Genomic DNA, 16,207 nt, shown 5'->3' with positions numbered 1-16,207 from the left:
GCGCGGGTGCGCGGCGGACCCTCACCCGTCGAGCGCGGTGCTCTCCTGTTCCCGCACGGCCCGCTGGTGCCTCCCGGGTGCCCGCGGCGGCGGACCGGAGGCACGGTGCGTGGCCCGGAGCAGCAGGAGGGTCGTGTCGTCGGCTCCCGGGCGGTGGTCGCGCAGCAGGGCACCGGCGATCTCGTCGAGCGGTGCGCCCGGCGTCCCGGCGGCGGCGAGACGGCCGGCCAGCGCGGCCAGCGCCCGGTCGGGATCGGCGCCGGGCAGCTCCGTCAGCCCGTCGGTGTAGAGCGCGAGGACGGCCCCCTCGGGCAGGCACAGCCGCACGTGCGGGTAGGCGGCCCGCGGGTCGATGCCGAGCAGGAGACCGCCCGGCAGGTCCAGGGCCTCGACCCGGCCGTCCGGGTGGCGCAGCAGCGGGTGGGGATGCCCGGCCCGCGCGAGGAGGACGCGGTGGCGGCGCGGGTCCAGACGCAAGTACACCGCGCTGGCCAGCAGTTCGGTGTCGAGCGCGGTGAGCAGCCGGTTGGTGAGGGCCAGGACCCGGCGGGGATCGGCGCCGCTCGCCGCGTGGGCGCGCACCGCCGTGCGGATCTGGCCCATCAGCGCGGCGGCCGGCCCGTTGTGCCCCTGGATGTCGCCGATGACGGCGGCGGCCCGGTGGTGGCCGAGGGCGATGAGGTCGTAGAAGTCGCCGCCCACGGCCATGCCTTCGGCCGCCGGCAGATAGCGGACCGCGCTCTCCAGGCCGTGGATCCGCGGCACCCGGCGGGGCAGGAGGGCGTCCTGCAGGTCGCGGGCGAGGCCGCTGGCGTCGTCGTAGCGGCGGGCCCGTGCCAGCGCCTGGGCGATGAGACCGGCCAGGGCGGTGAGCGTGGCGCGCTCCTCGGGCAGGAACCGGCGGGGCCGGTCGTACGCCAGGACACAGGCGCCGACGTCCCGGTCGGGAGCGAGCAGCGGCAGCACCGCCCAGGCGCAGCCGTGGCCGAGCGCCGCGTGCCGCGGATAGAGCCGGGCCATCTCGTGGCGGCTCTCCAGGAAGAGCGGCGCGCCCGCCGCCAGGGCCCGGGTGCCGGGGGTCTCGGCGCCCGCGGGCGGCCTGTCGATGCGCCCCAGGACGTCGGCCGGGTAGCCGTGCGCGCCGATCACCCGCAGCCGTCCGTCGCCCTCCAGGGCCAGCAGGACCGCGCGGGCGGCGCCGAAGACGGGCAGCATCTCCTCGGCGACCAGACGCACCACGTCCCGTACGCCCGTCGCGTTGGCCAGGGCGCCCACCAGGTGCAGCACGTGGTAGACGCCGTCCAGGCGTGCGGGCGCCGGGGGCCCGCCCGGGCGGTGGAGCGGCACCGCCGGGTGGGGCGGGCCGGCCGGACGGGGGTCGGGGCCGGCGCCGGTGATGCGCACCGTGATGCCGGAGGCGTCCGGGTACAGCTGGAAGCACAGCCAACGGTCCGGCGGGCACAGCACCGTGAACGCGGTCGGCTGCCGGCTCATCGCCGCCGCGCGGTACCGCTCCTCGTACACCGGATGGTCCAGCCACGGCAGCGCCCGCCACAGCACCCGGCCCACCAGGTCGTCCGGGGACGCGTCCAGCAGGGCGGCGGCGGCCGGAGTGGCGAGCAGGACGCGGCCGTCGACGCCCAGCACGCACACCCCTTCCGGCAGGCGCGCCAGCGCCGAGCCCTCCAGGAGCCCGCCCGTGGCGGGCGCGGGGCCGGGCAGCACCAGGGGCTCCGCCGCCGGACGGACCGGCAGCCCGGTGCCCTCGGCGTGCGCGAGGATCCGGCCGAGCGCCGAGGCGGCCGCCTCCAGCCGGTCGCGCTCGGAGCGCTCGAGCCGCTGTGGGCGGGATCCGGCCCAGTTCACGAAGAGCGTGCCGTGCACCGCGCCGTCGGTCAGGACGGGCAGACAGGCGAACGCGAGGCGGTACGGCAGGAGCAGCGCCGTCCGCGGATAGCGGCGGGCCATCTCCTGCGCGTCGGCCACCCACACCAGCTTCCGCTCGCGGGCCGCCTCGGCCGCCCCGACCGGCGCGTCCAGGCGGATCCGGCGCCAGGGCCCGGCGAACTGCGGGGGCAGCCCGGTGTACACGGACAGCGCCAGTGCGTCCCCGGCCGGATCGAGCAGGTACACCCCGCCGCCGTACGCACCGAGCCCCGACACCACGCCGGACAGGCACACGCCCAGCTCCTGGAGCCCCTGTCGGGCGTCGGCGGCGGGGGAGCCCTTGCCGTCCGGGGCACCGTTCGCAGCGGAGTCGTCGCACATAGGCACCACCACCCTGCGGCCGCCGCGGGGCCGGACATCCGGCCGTGGCCGGTCGCCGGACCGGGGCCCGGCTCCCACCCCTCCACTATTCCACGCGAACGGGCACCCGGTACGAGGGCGAGTGCCCGGCCCTGCGCCGAGCTCTTCGAGCAGGTGTCGGGTCTCCTCCCGGAGTACGGAGTACGCACCTGACGCCGCGAGTGCCTCCCTCCCGCGGGCGACGGCCGGGCGGCGGGCGGGGACGGCAGGACCCAACCTAGGCTTACGCCATGGAATCGATCCTGGTCAGCGCGTGTCTGCGCGGGGTGCCCTGCCGGTTCGACGCGCGTCACAAGGCGTCGGCCGCGGCCGAGGAGGCGGTGGCCGGCCGCCACGTCGTCTCCTTCTGCCCGGAGGTAGCGGGCGGACTCGCGACACCGCGCCGGCCGGCGGAGCTGGTGGGCGGCGACGGGCACGCTGTGCTCGACGGCACGGCGAGGGTGGTGGAGGACACCGGACGGGACGTGACGGAGCAGTTCGTGGCCGGTGCCCGGCGCGCCCTCGCGGCGGCCCGGCACGCCGGCTGCACCCAGGCACTCCTGATGCCGCGCAGCCCGTCGTGCGGACGGGGCACGGTGTACGACGGCTCGTTCGCCGGGGAACTGGTGCCGGGGGACGGCGTGACGGCGGCCCTGCTGGAGCGCAACGGCATCACCGTACGGTCCGCCCCCGGAGTGTGACCCCGCCGCCGGAACGTGGCTCCGCCCCCGGAGTGTGACCCCACCCCCGGAACATGGCTCCGCGCCGGAGTGTGACTCCGCCGCCGGTGGAAAGTCCGCCGGTGGAAAAGGCCCGGCCGCAAGGCCCGGCCGGTGAACAACGCCTGGCCGAGAACATGATCGCTCTGTCGGCATGCAGCCGTCCGCCCCCGGATGCCCAGCAAGCCCTCGACGCCCCGGTACGCGGCCGGCAGCGCGGTCCGCTTCCTCGCCCGGTGCCTCGCCGCGCGGGCCCCGGAGGTGGCGGGGGTGCGGCGCCCGGCTGCCGGTCCGGCCGACCGTCCTCCCCGTCCCTGCGCGTGACGGCGGCCCGTACCGGCCGAGGCCGGTACGGGCCGCCCGGTCAGCGGCGCCCGGAGAGGACGCTCAGCACACCGTCGTGAAGGTGGGGACCTGGGCCGCGGCCCGGGGGATGCACGGGGTGTCCTCCTCGGCGGCGGTCTCCTGGGGCATGCGCTGCAGCTCGTCGAGGTTGTCGGTCATGGCCGATCTCCTTTCGTGAGGGTCCCGGACTTCCCGGTCGGGAGCGGGACGTCACACGGTGCGCGCCCTGGTGCGCGTACCGCGGTCGAAGGGGCCGCCGCGAGGGTGTCGGGCAGCCAGGCGCGCGGGCCGCCGCGCAGGAGCCGCAGCAGGAAGCCGACGACTCCGCCCACACCGGTGTGGTGGCCGGTGCTCACCCCGCGCAGGGTGTCGTCGGCGGGCAGCAGCAGCCCGTCACGCAGTGCCGTGCGGCTCAGGACCGCCTCCACGGCCTGGTGCGCGCGCCGCCGGTGGCGGTTCTCGCCCGTGGCGTCCGCGAGGTCCAGCAGCAGTTCCGCGTTGCCCGAGACGCCGTGGCAGGCGGCGGGCGGCAGCATCCAACGGTCGGCGTGCACGGCCTCGGCCGCGCCGCGCGCCGCCCGCAGGTGACGGGGGTCGCCGGTGACCTGCCACAGCCGCAGCAGGAAGGTGCCCACGCCGGCGGAGCCGCTGCACCAGTTGGTCAGGGCCACGGTGTCGTCCGGTCCCGCCGTCCAGCGCAGCGCGCCCCGGTCCTCGACGGCGGCCTCGGTCAGGGCGTCACCCGCCCGTACGGCGGTGGCCAGGTACCGGGGGTCGCCGACGGCCCGGAACGCTTCGAGGAGGAACGTGCCGATGCCCGCCGCGCCGTGCGCGAACCCGTGGTGGACCACCGGCCGGGCCGCCGGGCCGTCCTCCGAGGGCACCGTCCAGCGCGGACCCGCCCGGTCGTCCGCGGCGGCGAGGATCGCGTCGGCGCAGCGCGCCGTCCGCTCCCGGAAGCGCTCGTCCCCGGTGCGCGCGAGGAAGTGCGCCTGGGCCAGTCCGGCGCCGGCGGTTCCGTGGACGACGTCCGGGACCGGCCCGGTGACCGGAACACGCAGCGCCATGTCCCGGGCGGCGGCCACGACGGCGTCGTCCGCGAGCAGGAGTCCCGCGTCCAGCAGGGCCCACGCGGTACCGGACCGCCCGAAGTGCAGTCCGGGCAGCAGCCGGGGCTCGCGCGCGGCGCGCTCCAGCGTCCACGCGGCCACGGTGCCCACCGTCTCGCGCAGCCGCCCGTCCCGCGGATGGGTCCGCGCGGCCCGGGTCAGCACGCCGAGCAGCCCGGCCGAGCCGTAGTAGACGTTGCAGGGGTCGGTGGTGGCCGCGAACCCTTCGGCGGGCCACAGCCGTTCGGGGTCGTCCGGACGCAGGGTGTCCAGAAGGTGGCGCAGGCCGTCGCGGAGCAGGCGCTCCGCGTCCGCGCCGGGCGCGGCGGCCGGTCCGTGCGGTGCGCGCACGGACCGGGGGGCGCCGGGGGCCGGGCCGTCGGTGAGGAAGGTCCTCACGCGTTCCAGGGACCAGCGGCGCCGCGGGTCGTCGTGCAGCAGGCCGAGGACGAGCGGCGCGAGACGGCGTACGACGGGGCTGTGCGGTGCCAGAGAGGCGAGCCGGCCCTCCAGGCGCCGCCACGCGGGCCGTCCGGCCGGCCGGTCGGGCGCCAGCAGCGGCTCCGTGCCCGTCACGACGAGGAAGAGCACGGCGCCCAGCGAGTAGAGGTCGGCCGAGGGGTCGGGCAGGGCACGGCGGCCGGGGCCCGGGTCCAGCTGTTCCGGGGCGCCGTAGCCCGCCGTGCCGCCGCCGGGGGCGGGAACTCCGGCGCGCGCGGCCAGTTCGAGGTCGATGAGACGGAGTTCGCCGTCCGGAGCCACGAAAACGTTGTCAGGGGTCAGATCGCGCAGCACCACGCCGCTCGCGTGCACGCGGGAGAGCAGGTCCGTCAGCCGCCGGGCCAGGTCCAGCACCGTCTCCTGCGCCGGTGCCCCGCCGCGCGCGCGGGCACGGAGGTTCCAGAGCCGGAGCGGGACGCCGTCCAACTGCTCCTGCACCAGGAAGACATGGCCGTCCTCGGTGAGGAAGGAGACCTTCTCGGGGGTCAGGCCGAGCGGTGCGAGCCGGTCGAGCATCTCCCCTTCGTTGCGCAGCAGATCGCGTACGTCGGTGCCCAGCGCGGTGGCGTCGATGTGCGCCCTGCCCTGCTTGACGACGACACGGCGGCCCGTGTTCCGGTCCGTCGCCCTGAAGACACCGCCCTTGGTGCTGAGCCGCAGGGCGGCCTGCACGACGAAGCGGTCACCGATGACGACGGGCCGCGCCGGCCGGTCCTTCTCCGCCGCGCAGGCGGGCCGGTCCGCGGCGGCGGGGGACGTCTCGAAGGGGTCGGCCACCCCGGCCGGCGGTGTGTACCACGGCTCGCGCACGTCGGGCACCCGCCTGCCTTCGGCATCCACGAGGGTCGGCCGGTAGACACCGTTGTCACCGAGGACCAGGACCGGCCGGAACCCTCCGTACCGGTAGTGCACCAGGCTGCCCGGACGGAAGGGCCGGTCCGACAGGATCCGCGGCCCCGGCAGCCCGGCCGTCACGTCGTGCAACTCGGCCGCTATGGCCCGAAGGTGTTCCGTCTCCCGCGGATAGACCGTGATGAATTTCCCCGCGGAAGCCCGGTCGTATTGCCGGGAAACCAATTCCCGCACGCGATCCGCGGAAGCCGCGACCTTGAAATCCAGGCCGTGCCGCAGAAGGACCGGCGCGACTTTTTCCAGAATTTCCGCGGCGGCCACCGGAGTGGCCGAGACATGGAGTTTCCAGCCCTGGCCGGGAAGGTCCCCGCCGGCCGGCGACACCCGGCACCACAGCTGATCACGGGTGATGCGCCACGCGTGACCAGCCCGGTTCCGCTCCCGCAGCAGAGGTGTGAGGACCGCCACGGGGTCGAAGGCCGGAGTCGTGCCGTCGGCCCGCGCCAGGTCTCCCGCGACCCGGTCCATGCTTCCCGACGTCACCCTGCGGCCTCCGAGATCGTCGTTTCCGGCGCGTCACGCACTGCTGCGATCATCACCGTCCGGGGGTGTGCCAAAACCATAAGGTCATGTAAAGAAACAGCAAATCCAGGAGCGGGGACGGGTCTTGTCTTGGAAACGGCCGATGGCTTCGCAATTGCCCATTTTGGTGGAGCGGCTGCCGTATTGCCGTGTCGTGCCGGGAACGGGGCCGCCCCCTCGCGCAGGGTGGGCCCATGGAGATCGTCCTGCCCGTTCTCCTCACGCTGCCGCCGCAGTCGCGACCGTCCTGCGGCGCCGGGCCGCTCCGACCGTGCCCCGGCCGCCGGGGTTTCGCCACCCTCGCCGGTGACGCGCAGGAGGCCGAGGGCGGCCAGGAACTGTGGACGACACCGGCGGGATGCCGAAGTCCGCCCCGGACGGGGAAGGATGACCGGGACGTCCGACGAACCCCCACACCTCACGGAGGACACCGAGATGGCGCTGACCCGGGAAGAACGCGAGAGCTTCCTCGCCGAGCCGCACGTGGCCGCGCTGGCGGTCGACGGCGAGGCGGGCAGGGGCCCGCTGACCGTTCCCATCTGGTACCAGTACGAGCCCGGCGGCCAGGTGTGGATCATGACCGGGCTCGACTCCCGCAAGAACAGGCTGATCCGCGCGGCCGGCCGGTTCTCGCTCATGATCGACCGGGTGGAACCCACCGTCCGGTACGTGTCGGTGGAGGGCCCGGTCACCGGCACCTCGCCCGCCACGGTCGAGCAGCTCAGGGAGATGGCGGCCAGGTACCTGCCGGCCGGGAAGGTCGACGCCTACGTCGATTTCGCCTGGAAGAACCACGGGGAGCAGGTCGTCGTCCGCATGCGGCCGGAACACTGGGTCTCCTCCGACCTGGGAACGGTGTGACCCCTCGGGGACGGGCGTAAGATCGTGCGGCCCTGGCGGGGTACTACGCTGACGGCATGACGCACTTTGATGTCCTCGTCCTCGGCGCAGGCCCCGGCGGATACGTCGCCGCCATCCGCGCGGCCCAGCTCGGCAAGTCGGTCGCGGTGGTCGAAGAGAAGTACTGGGGCGGTGTCTGCCTGAACGTGGGGTGCATCCCCTCCAAGGCCCTGCTCAGGAACGCCGAGATCGCCCACATCCTCACCCAGGAGAAGAAGACCTTCGGCATCACCGGTGACGCCACCATGGACTTCGGTGTCACCCACCGGCGCAGCCGCTCCGTGGCGGAGGCCAGCGCCAAGGGCGTGCACTACCTGATGAAGAAGAACAAGATCACCGAGATCGACGGCTGGGGCACCCTCACCGGCCCGAAGTCGGTGGACGTCAGGGGCGCCGACGGCACCATGACGTCGTACAGCTGCGACAACCTGATCATCGCCACCGGCGCGCAGGTCAGGATGCTGCCCGGCATGAGCCGCAGTGCCAACGTGGTCACCTACGAGGAGCAGATCCTGGACGAGGATCTGCCGCGCTCCGTCATCATCGGCGGCTCCGGCGCGATCGGTGTCGAATTCGCCTACGTGCTGCGGAACTTCGGTGTCGAGGTGACCATCGTCGAGTTCCTCGACCGCATGGTGCCCACCGAGGACGCCGACGTCTCCAAGGAACTGCTGCGGCACTACCGCAAGCTGGGCGTCGAGGTGCTGCTCTCCACCAAGGTGGACTCGGTCGAGGACACCGGTTCGGGCGTCCGGGTCACCGTCAGCCCCGCCGGCGGCGGCGAGGCGCGCGTCCTGGAGGCCGACCGGATGCTCGCCGCGTTCGGCTTCGCGCCCCGGGTCGAGGGCTACGGCCTCGAGGCGGCCGGCGTCCAGCTCACCGAGCGCGGCGCCATCGCGGTCGACGCCCGCGGCCGCACCAACGTCGAGGGCGTCTACGCCATCGGTGACGTGACCGGCAAGCTCATGCTGGCCCACACCGCCGAGGCCATGGGCGTCGTGGCCGCCGAGACCATCGCCGGTGCCGAGACGCAGGAGATCGACTTCGCGATGATCCCGCGGGCGACCTTCTGCCAGCCGCAGATCGCCTCGTTCGGCTACTCCGAGGCGCAGGCCCGGGAGCTGGGCTATGACGTCAAGGTGGCGCAGTTCCCCTTCTCCGCCAACGGCAAGGCCCGCGGCATGGGAGAGGGCGTCGGCTTCGTCAAGATCGTGGCGGACGCCCGGCACAATGAGATCGTGGGCGCCCACATGATCGGTCCCGAAGTGACCGAACTGCTGCCCGCGCTGACGCTCGCCCAGATGTGGGACCTCACCGCCGACGAGGTCGCCCGCAACATCTTCGCCCACCCGACGCTGTCGGAGGCCATGAAGGAGGCCGTCGAAGGCATCGCGGGCCACATGATCAACCTCTGACCCCGGCGGTCACGTGCCCCCGCCGCCCTGCGGCGGGCGGGGGCGTCTGCGGCCGGGTCCCCGCGCACCGCGGGAACCCGGGCGTGAACCGCGAGCGGCGAGGCCGGGGCACGTCCGCCGCGAGCTGTGAGCCGCGGGGCCGGGCCGTCCGCCGCGCACCGCCGGGCCGGGCGGGCGTCCGGCGCCGTCAGCGGCCGCCCAGCAGTTCCAGCGTGTCGATCACACGGTGGGAGAAACCCCACTCGTTGTCGTACCAGGCGACCACCTTGACGTGCCGGCCGTCCACCCGGGTCAGCGCCGAGTCGAAGACCGACGAGGCCGGGTTGCCCGTGATGTCGGACGACACGAGCGGGTCCTCCGAGTACTCCAGGATCCCGGCGAGCGGGCCCTGCGCGGCGGCCCGGTACGCCGCCAGCACGTCGTCACGGGTCACCTCACGGGTGACGGTGGTGTTGAGTTCCACGATCGAGCCCACCGGCACCGGCACCCGGATCGAGTCGCCCGACAGCTTCCCGTCCAGACCCGGCAGCACCAGGCCGATCGCCTTGGCGGCGCCGGTCGTGGTCGGCACGATGTTGACGGCGGCGGCGCGGGCCCGGCGGGCGTCGCGGTGCGGGCCGTCCTGCAGGTTCTGCTCCTGGGTGTAGGCGTGCACCGTCGTCATGAACCCGTGCTCGATACCGGCGAGTTCGTCGAGCACCGAGGCCAGCGGCGCGAGCGCGTTGGTCGTGCAGGAGGCGTTCGAGACGACCGTGTGCAGCTCCGGGTCGTACGCGCCGGTGTTCACCCCGTATGCCAGCGTCACGTCGGCGCCGTCCGACGGCGCGCTGACGAGGACCTTGCGCGCACCGGCGTCGAGGTGGGCACGGGCCGCCCCGGCCGAGGTGAACCGGCCGGTCGCCTCCAACGCGACGTCGACGCCCAGCTCCGCCCACGGCAGCCGGGCAGGCTCCCGCTCGGCCAGCACCCTGATGCGGCGCCCGTCGACGACGAGGGTGTCCCCGTCCACGGTCACCGGGCGGCCGAGCCGGCCGGCCGTCGTGTCGTAGGCGAGCAGGCGCGCCAGCGTGGCGGGCTCCGTGAGGTCGTTGACGGCGACGACCTCCAGGGCGCTGTCGCGCTCCAGCAGCGCACGCAGCACGTTGCGTCCGATGCGGCCGAATCCGTTGATGGCGATACGCGTCATGAGTGGCATCCCTTCCGTTCACCACCAGCTTCGCCAGCGGCGACCGGCCCGGACAGCGGCGTGAGCGCCACGGTTCGCAAGGATCGTGCCAGGCGCCGGCGCTACTCGCCCCGGGCGAAGGTGCGCCGGTACTCGCTCGGCGTGGTGCCGAGGACGCGCTGGAAGTGCAGCCGCAGGTTCGCGCCGGTGCCCAGGCCGACGGCGGCGGCGATCTGCTCGACACTCAGTTCCGAACGCTCCAGCAGCTCACGGGCCATGTCGATGCGGGCACGCATGACCCACTGCATCGGTGTGTACCCCGTGTCCTCGGCGAACCGCCGCGAGAACGTGCGCGGCGACACCGCCGCGTGCCGGGCGAGCACCTCCAGGGAGAGCGGTTCGCCCAGCCGGTGCAGCGCCCACTCGCGGGTGGCGGCGAACCGCTCACCCAGCGGCTCGGGCACGCTGCGCGGCACGTACTGCGCCTGGCCGCCGCTGCGGTAGGGCGCCGCGACCAGCCGCCGCGCCGCGTGGTTGGAGGCGGCCACCCCGAGGTCGCCGCGCAGCATGTGCAGGCACAGGTCGATGCCGGAGGCCGCCCCGGCCGACGTCAGCACACCGCCCTCGTCGACGAACAGCACGTTCTCGTCCACCCGGACGAGCGGGTGTTTCGCCGCGAGCGCCCGTGTGTAGTGCCAGTGCGTCGTGGCCCGTCTGCCGTCGAGCAGGCCCGTCGCGGCCAGCGCGAAGGCTCCGGTGGAGATGGCGGCCAGCCGCGTGCCGTGCCGGTGCGCGGCGACCAGCGCGTCGACGACCGCTGCGGGCGGGTCGTCGCGGTCCGGGAAACGGTAGCCGGGGATGAACACGACGTCGGCCCAGACCAGGGCCTCCAGGCCGTGCGCGACGTGGTACGACAGACCGTCACCGCCGGTGACCAGCCCGGGGACGGCGCCGCACACACGTACCTCGTACGGCATGCTCGCGCGCGTGGTGAACACCTGTGCCGGGATACCGACGTCGAGGGGTTTCGCACCGTCGAGCACGAGGACGGCGACGCGTCGCAGACGAGAGGGTGACACGCGAGCAGGGTACGGGTCCGGTCCGCGCGGGGGATTCCCGCACCCCGCCGCGACCCCGGCCCGGGTTGCCGGCGCGCGCCCGGCGAGTCGGCCGGCCTGCCCGGTGGTGCGTCCGCAGGGCCTGGCGGGGTGCCAGACCGGGCGCCGGTGGGACACCCGTCGGCGCCGCACCGATGCGCCGGTGAACTGGTGTGCACCGTAAGCCGGTTGGCACGTATCTTGTGCTGCGGACGCTTCACGCTCGACTGCTCGACATCTCCACCGCACACGGACGGACGGTATCCATGACCCACCCCGCGAACACTCCCGGGCCGGCGGCGCACCCGAAGATCGACACCTCGGTGCCGCACTCGGCCCGGATCTGGAACTACTGGCTGGGCGGCAAGGACAACTACCCCGTCGACGAGGAGGCCGGCGACGCCTACACCGCCGTCTTCCCCGGCATCGTCACCATCGCGCGCAGCAGCCGGGCCTTCCTGCGCCGCAACATCACCCACCTGGTCACCGAGGCGGGCATCCGGCAGTTCCTCGACATCGGGACGGGCCTGCCGACGGCCGACAACACGCACGAGGTCGCGCAGCGGCTCGCCCCCGAGGCCCGGATCGTCTACGTCGACAACGACCCGATGATCCTGGCCCACGCCCGTGCCCTGCTGTACTCCACGCCGGAGGGGGCGACCGCCTACATCGACTCCGACGTGCTGGACACGGACCGGATCCTCACGGCCGCCGCCGCCACCCTCGACCTCTCCCGCCCCACCGCCCTGATCCTCAGCAACATCCTGGGCCACGTCCCCGACTACGACCGGGCGCGCTCCCTCGTCACCCGGCTGATGGACGCGCTTCCCTCCGGCAGCTACCTCTCCGTCAACGACGGCTCCCGGGGTACCGACCCGGTCTTCGAGCAGGCCCAGGACGCCTACAACGAGAGCGGCGCCGCCCCCTACATCCTGCGGACGGTCGACCAGATCACGGCGTTCTTCGACGGCCTGGACCTCGTGGATCCCGGCGTCGTGCCGGTGAACCGGTGGCGGCCGGACCCCTCGGACCCGGCCCCGGAGCCCATCGGGGAGCACGGCGGCCTCGCCCGCAAACCGTGACCCGGTCACCGGCGCGGCACGGGGCCGCCGGAGTGACCCCGTAGGGATCGTCAGGTGACCCGCTCTCACCTCGGCGCGGACACGCCCGCGGTTCCCCCGCGTGGACGCGCCGAGGGGGCGTCAGTAGTCCGAATGCGGCGCTCCGATGGTGCGCGCCGCGCATCCCGCTGACAGTGATCACGTCGCACCTGCGATCCCGAAGAGCGGGCATCGTGCCCGTTCTCGCAGTCGCGACGGAAGGATCACCATGCGTATCTCCCGTACTCTGTTCGTCTCGGCGGCGATCGCCTCCGCCGTCGCGTTCTCCGCTCCCGCCGCCGGCGCCCTGGGCGTGACCGCCCAGGCGCCCGCGCAGGCGGCCACCGTCGTCCACGGTGACGACTCCGACGACAACGGCAACGACAACGGCAACGACCGTTCGTCGAAGGGCAACGACGACCGTGGCGGCGACCGCGGTGGGGACCGTGGCGGCGACCGCGGTGGGGACCGTGGCGGCGACCGCGGTGGGGACCGTGGCGGCGACCGCGGTGGGGACCGCGGTGGCGACCGTGGCGGCGACCGCGGTGACAAGCCGCACGGTGGGGTTCACGCCGGTGGCGGTGCGCTGGCGCTGCGCACCACCGGTGACGACTCCGACGACAACGGCAACGACAACGGCAACGACCGTTCGTCGAAGGGCAACGACGACCGCGGCGGCGACCGTGGCGGGGACCGTGGCGGTGACCGTGGCGGCGACCGCGGTGGCGACCGTGGCGGTGATCGCGGTGGTGACCGCGGTGACAAGCCGCACGGTGGGGTTCACGCCGGTGGCGGTGCGCTGGCGCTGCGCACCACCGGTGACGACTCCGACGACAACGGCAACGACAACGGCAACGACCGTTCGTCGAAGGGCAACGACGACCGTGGCGGCGACCGTGGCGGCGACCGTGGCGGCGACCGCGGTGGGGACCGTGGCGGCGACCGCGGTGGTGACCGTGGCGGCGACCGCGGTGGTGACCGTGGCGACAAGCCGCACGGTGGTGTCCACGCCGGTGGCGGCGGCCTGGCCCAGTCCTCGAACACCATGGGTCTGGGAGCCGCTCTCGTGCTCGGCGGCGTCGGAGCCGGTGCCTACATGCTGCGGCGCCGCAAGGCGTCGGGCACTCCCGTGGCCTGAACAGAACCTGTTCACCGTCGGTGCGCTGCCGCGGCCTGCGTCCCTCCCCGTGAGGAACGCGCGGGCCGCGGCGGCGGCGCCCCACCCCGCCACGCGGGGCCCGCACCACCTTCTTGACGAAAGGCACCGTCCATGGCTTTCCAGCGTCCGCCTCAGACGGAACAGTCCGGGACCGGGACCGCACCTCGTCGCGGCCGGCTGCGCCTGCTGTGGCCGGTGGCGGCGGTCGGGCTCGGACTGGTGCTCATTCACCAATCGCTGGGCACCGCGCCGGTGACCAGCCCCCGGCAGCCGGACCGGCCGACCACGGTCGCCACCCGGGCGGCCGGGACCCCCCAGGCCACGCCGCCCACGTCCACCGGGCCCGACGACGGAGCGCTGCCCCGGTCGGCCCCCACCCGGATCTCCATTCCGGCGATCTCCGTGGACGCGCCGTTCACCAAGCTGTCCCTGGACTCCACCGGGCACCTGACCCCGCCGCCCGCCGACGACACCAATCTCGTCGGATGGTTCCAGGGCGGAGCCTCGCCCGGCGAGCGCGGCACGTCGGTCGTGGTCGGCCACGTCGACACCACGACCGGCCCGGCGGTCTTCGTCGGCCTCGACGCCCTCAAGGCCGGCGAACACGTGGAGATCACCCGCGAGGACGGCATCGTCGCCCGGTTCCAGATCGACGCGGTGGACACCTTCAGCAAGGCGGACTTCCCCGACGACGAGGTGTACGCAGACACGCCGACGCCCGAACTGCGGCTGATCACCTGCGGCGGCACGTTCAACCGCACCAGCAAGGACTACGAGTCCAACGTGGTCGTCTTCGCCCACCTCGAATCCAGCTCCCGCTCCTGAGAGGCGACCGGGACGCGGGGGTCAGGAGCGCGGCCGGGGGACGAGGAGATCGGCGACGACGGGGCGGTGGTCCGAGGCCGTGGTGACGGCCTCACGCACCCCGGCGACCGCGATCCGCGGGGAGACCGCCACGACGTCGATGCGCCGGTCCGGTGCGGCCGCCGGATAGGTCATGCCGCCGTGCGGGGCGGCATCGGCCAGCGGCCCCCATAGTTTCGCCAGTTCAGGCGCACCGGGTTCGGCGTTGAAGTCCCCGACGAGGACCTTCGGCCCGGCGTCCGCCGCCAGCACGGCCAGCATGTCGTCGACCTGGGCGCGCCGCACGGACGGATCGGCGCGGTAGTCCAGGTGGGTGGTGTACACGTGCACGAGGGCGCCCCGGACCCGTACCGTCACCTCCGCGAAGCCCGGCGCGGGCTCGGGCACCGGGTCGGAGGACTGGGTGGACAGCCGTGTGATCTCGTGGTTCTCGGCGCTCACCACCGGGTGGCGGCTCAGCACCGCGACACCGAACCGGCGCCGCTCCGTCCGCGGCGGCTCGGCGGGCAGGTCGTAGACCGGCGCGAAGAACACCCGCATGTGCAGCATCCGGGCCAGGTCCCGGGCCTCGTCGCGGAACTCGCTGCGCGCACCCCAGCGCACGTCGACCTCCTGGAGGCCGACCACGTCCGCGTGCAGGTCACGGATGGCCCGCGCGGTCCGGCCGAGGTCGAAGACGTTGTCCTCGCCCGCTCCGGCATGGATGTTGTACGTGGCCACCCGCAACGGCACGGGCGGAGCCGCCGGCCGCGCCGCCGCGTCCCCGGGGGACGCGGCGGCGAGGGTGACGGCGGCGCCGAGCGCGACGGCGGTCAGGACGCGGCGGACGAACGAGCGGTGGGTGCGTGTCACACGGGCCTCCGGACGAGAGTGTGATGCGGCCTTCGCTGGGGAGTGGAGCCTACTAGGGCGCGTGAGGAGCCGGGACGGGTCCACGATGCCCCGCCGTCCTGCTGCCGGGATCAGGCGCTCCGGCAGGGCCTCGAAGACGCCCGTGGCACGCCGCGGCCGAAAGCGGGCATGGACAGTCGGCCAGGCGCCGAACTGCTGCGGTGTCTCCCGCCACCGGCCGCCGGTCCTGAACCGCCGGATCACGTCTTCGAACTGCGGCCGCAACCGCTCGGGGCCGGTCCGTACCTGCCGATCGGCAGGTACGGACCGATGAACTTCCCCGCCGAGTCGCTCAGTTGCGTGCACCTCGGGCAAGACGATCTACCGGATCAGCCCTGCCGTGACGACGGATCCCGTGGATCGCCTGCGACCGGAAGGGCGGCCTGGCCGGCCGGTCGGCCGAGACCGGACAGTCCCCACAGCTCGGCGATCAGGCCGTGCTGAACTCGGAAGATCTCCATCATGGTGGGTGCAGGCTCCGCGCCGTCCGGCACGGAGGCCGAAAGCCCGCGCAGCACGGAACGGACGGCGACCCGGTCGTGGTCCACGAGCATGTCCTCGACGGTGACCTGAACGCCGGGATGGGCTGCGAACATCCTGGACCAGGCGTCTGCGACGGCCCCGATACCGGTCGTTCCCAGCGGATGACTCACGAAGTCCGGTGCGAGGACCGTGTCCAGGCCGGCCAGGTCCCGGCCGTTGAATGCCTCGTACATGCGCAGGCCGACAGCCCCTGCTTCCCGCTTGTCGTCTGTCATCGGCCCGGTCCCCACCCGTGGTCGAACCGGATCCGATGCGTCCCGTCAGCGTCGAACAGGGTCGCCGAGCGGCCGGCCACCTCGCCGTCGAAGTGCTTCTCCATCGTCGCGGCACCCACCGGAAGCCCGGTGGACACGGCCGGGTCCGGTTTCAGCTCGGCCGGGACGAACCCTTTGGCCGTGAACGTTCCTGTGGCTCTCATGGGCACGACCGTATCGGCGGGGTCTGACACCGCTCTCCTTCTCGACGGCGGGAGGTGGACCGCCCGGTCCGCAGTGCGGGCGGCCGGACCCCGGGGACCTGCCGTCCCGCCCACCGCGGCCCGCCGGCGATCACGCCTCGATACGCGCCCCGGTTTCGGTACGCGCGGCGATGAAGACCCGTCAGCCGGGAGCCGCCCCCCTTGCGCGTGACCTGTGGCCCCGTCACCCTGTCATGTCGTCACCCCGCCGGGGCCCTCGCT

Annotated in this window: 13 protein-coding genes and 1 pseudogene; 6 read left to right on the top strand and 8 right to left on the bottom strand. The window is 74.0% G+C overall.

Translation table 11 applies throughout. The annotated features are described in order from the left end of the window. Positions 1–21 precede the first annotated feature (21 nt). Positions 22–2,268, bottom strand: a complete 2,247-nt coding sequence (locus tag AC6I72_RS01315; protein WP_497998781.1) for a SpoIIE family protein phosphatase — start codon at positions 2,266–2,268, stop codon at positions 22–24. A gap of 269 nt (positions 2,269–2,537) precedes the next feature. Here AC6I72_RS01315 and AC6I72_RS01310 point away from each other — a divergent pair, with 269 nt between their 5' ends. Further along, positions 2,538–2,987, top strand: coding sequence for a 2-thiouracil desulfurase family protein (locus AC6I72_RS01310; protein WP_497998779.1), 450 nt, complete (start codon positions 2,538–2,540; stop codon positions 2,985–2,987). A 518-nt stretch (positions 2,988–3,505) separates the two neighbouring features. On the opposite strand, the gene lanL is transcribed toward AC6I72_RS01310, so the two are convergent. Next, positions 3,506–6,340 carry a class IV lanthionine synthetase LanL gene (gene lanL, locus AC6I72_RS01305; protein ID WP_498004552.1) on the bottom strand — a complete coding sequence of 945 codons (2,835 nt, stop codon included), beginning with the start codon at positions 6,338–6,340 and terminating at the stop codon, positions 3,506–3,508. A gap of 489 nt (positions 6,341–6,829) precedes the next feature. Between lanL and AC6I72_RS01300 the strand changes: the two genes are divergently transcribed. Both AC6I72_RS01300 and lpdA read left to right on the top strand, forming a co-directional pair. Continuing rightward, the gene (locus tag AC6I72_RS01300; protein WP_498004550.1) at positions 6,830–7,255 is read left to right on the top strand and encodes a pyridoxamine 5'-phosphate oxidase family protein; all 426 of its coding nucleotides are present in this window, start codon (positions 6,830–6,832) and stop codon (positions 7,253–7,255) included. 56 nt (positions 7,256–7,311) lie between these two features. Beyond that, positions 7,312–8,709: a dihydrolipoyl dehydrogenase gene (gene lpdA / locus AC6I72_RS01295; RefSeq protein ID WP_497998778.1), complete on the top strand. Its 1,398-nt coding sequence runs from the start codon at positions 7,312–7,314 to the stop codon at positions 8,707–8,709. 187 nt (positions 8,710–8,896) lie between these two features. Here the strand turns inward: lpdA and gap are convergent, their stop codons facing one another. Together gap and AC6I72_RS01285 are read right to left on the bottom strand one after the other, a co-directional pair. Next, a complete protein-coding gene (gap, locus tag AC6I72_RS01290; protein ID WP_497998776.1) occupies positions 8,897–9,895 on the bottom strand; it encodes a type I glyceraldehyde-3-phosphate dehydrogenase in 999 nt (332 codons plus the stop codon). Between the two features lie 101 nt (positions 9,896–9,996). Continuing rightward, a complete protein-coding gene (locus AC6I72_RS01285; protein ID WP_497998774.1) occupies positions 9,997–10,953 on the bottom strand; it encodes a GlxA family transcriptional regulator in 957 nt (318 codons plus the stop codon). Positions 10,954–11,237: 284 nt separating this feature from the next. Here AC6I72_RS01285 and AC6I72_RS01280 point away from each other — a divergent pair, with 284 nt between their 5' ends. From AC6I72_RS01280 to AC6I72_RS01270, 3 genes are all read left to right on the top strand, one after another. Beyond that, the gene (locus tag AC6I72_RS01280) at positions 11,238–12,053 is read left to right on the top strand and encodes an SAM-dependent methyltransferase (RefSeq protein ID WP_497998772.1); all 816 of its coding nucleotides are present in this window, start codon (positions 11,238–11,240) and stop codon (positions 12,051–12,053) included. A 247-nt stretch (positions 12,054–12,300) separates the two neighbouring features. Then, a complete protein-coding gene (locus AC6I72_RS01275) occupies positions 12,301–13,209 on the top strand; it encodes a hypothetical protein (protein ID WP_497998771.1) in 909 nt (302 codons plus the stop codon). A 132-nt stretch (positions 13,210–13,341) separates the two neighbouring features. After that, positions 13,342–14,055 carry a class F sortase gene (locus tag AC6I72_RS01270; RefSeq protein WP_497998769.1) on the top strand — a complete coding sequence of 238 codons (714 nt, stop codon included), beginning with the start codon at positions 13,342–13,344 and terminating at the stop codon, positions 14,053–14,055. Between the two features lie 21 nt (positions 14,056–14,076). Here AC6I72_RS01270 and AC6I72_RS01265 read toward each other — a convergent pair whose 3' ends face one another. The 4 genes and pseudogenes from AC6I72_RS01265 to AC6I72_RS01250 all read right to left on the bottom strand — a co-directional run bounded on the left by AC6I72_RS01265 (position 14,077) and on the right by AC6I72_RS01250 (position 15,946). After that, complete coding sequence (locus AC6I72_RS01265; protein ID WP_498004548.1) at positions 14,077–14,946, bottom strand: endonuclease/exonuclease/phosphatase family protein; 870 nt, start codon at positions 14,944–14,946, stop codon at positions 14,077–14,079. Positions 14,947–15,081: 135 nt separating this feature from the next. Then, positions 15,082–15,291: pseudogene (locus AC6I72_RS01260) on the bottom strand (transposase); the annotation flags it as partial. 23 nt (positions 15,292–15,314) lie between these two features. Continuing rightward, positions 15,315–15,743 (bottom strand): ester cyclase, encoded by a 429-nt coding sequence (locus tag AC6I72_RS01255; RefSeq protein WP_497998767.1) that lies wholly within the window; start codon positions 15,741–15,743, stop codon positions 15,315–15,317. Beyond that, the gene (locus AC6I72_RS01250) at positions 15,740–15,946 is read right to left on the bottom strand and encodes a hypothetical protein (protein ID WP_497998765.1); all 207 of its coding nucleotides are present in this window, start codon (positions 15,944–15,946) and stop codon (positions 15,740–15,742) included. Before AC6I72_RS01250 ends, AC6I72_RS01255 begins: the two co-directional genes overlap by 4 nt. Positions 15,947–16,207 lie beyond the last annotated feature (261 nt).

Source organism: Streptomyces sp. Xyl84, from assembly GCF_059731885.1.
The sequence above is the reverse complement of the archived record's forward strand: the minus strand, read 5'-3'. Positions and strand labels throughout refer to the sequence as shown.

Coding starts and splice junctions, on each gene's coding strand:
- AC6I72_RS01315 (WP_497998781.1), bottom strand. CDS start 2,268: ATGTGCGACGACTCCGCTGCGAACGGTGCCCCGGACGGCAAGGGCTCC.
- AC6I72_RS01310 (WP_497998779.1), top strand. CDS start 2,538: ATGGAATCGATCCTGGTCAGCGCGTGTCTGCGCGGGGTGCCCTGCCGG.
- lanL (WP_498004552.1), bottom strand. CDS start 6,340: ATGGACCGGGTCGCGGGAGACCTGGCGCGGGCCGACGGCACGACTCCG.
- AC6I72_RS01300 (WP_498004550.1), top strand. CDS start 6,830: ATGGCGCTGACCCGGGAAGAACGCGAGAGCTTCCTCGCCGAGCCGCAC.
- lpdA (WP_497998778.1), top strand. CDS start 7,312: ATGACGCACTTTGATGTCCTCGTCCTCGGCGCAGGCCCCGGCGGATAC.
- gap (WP_497998776.1), bottom strand. CDS start 9,895: ATGACGCGTATCGCCATCAACGGATTCGGCCGCATCGGACGCAACGTG.
- AC6I72_RS01280 (WP_497998772.1), top strand. CDS start 11,238: ATGACCCACCCCGCGAACACTCCCGGGCCGGCGGCGCACCCGAAGATC.
- AC6I72_RS01275 (WP_497998771.1), top strand. CDS start 12,301: ATGCGTATCTCCCGTACTCTGTTCGTCTCGGCGGCGATCGCCTCCGCC.
- AC6I72_RS01270 (WP_497998769.1), top strand. CDS start 13,342: ATGGCTTTCCAGCGTCCGCCTCAGACGGAACAGTCCGGGACCGGGACC.
- AC6I72_RS01255 (WP_497998767.1), bottom strand. CDS start 15,743: ATGACAGACGACAAGCGGGAAGCAGGGGCTGTCGGCCTGCGCATGTAC.
- AC6I72_RS01250 (WP_497998765.1), bottom strand. CDS start 15,946: ATGAGAGCCACAGGAACGTTCACGGCCAAAGGGTTCGTCCCGGCCGAG.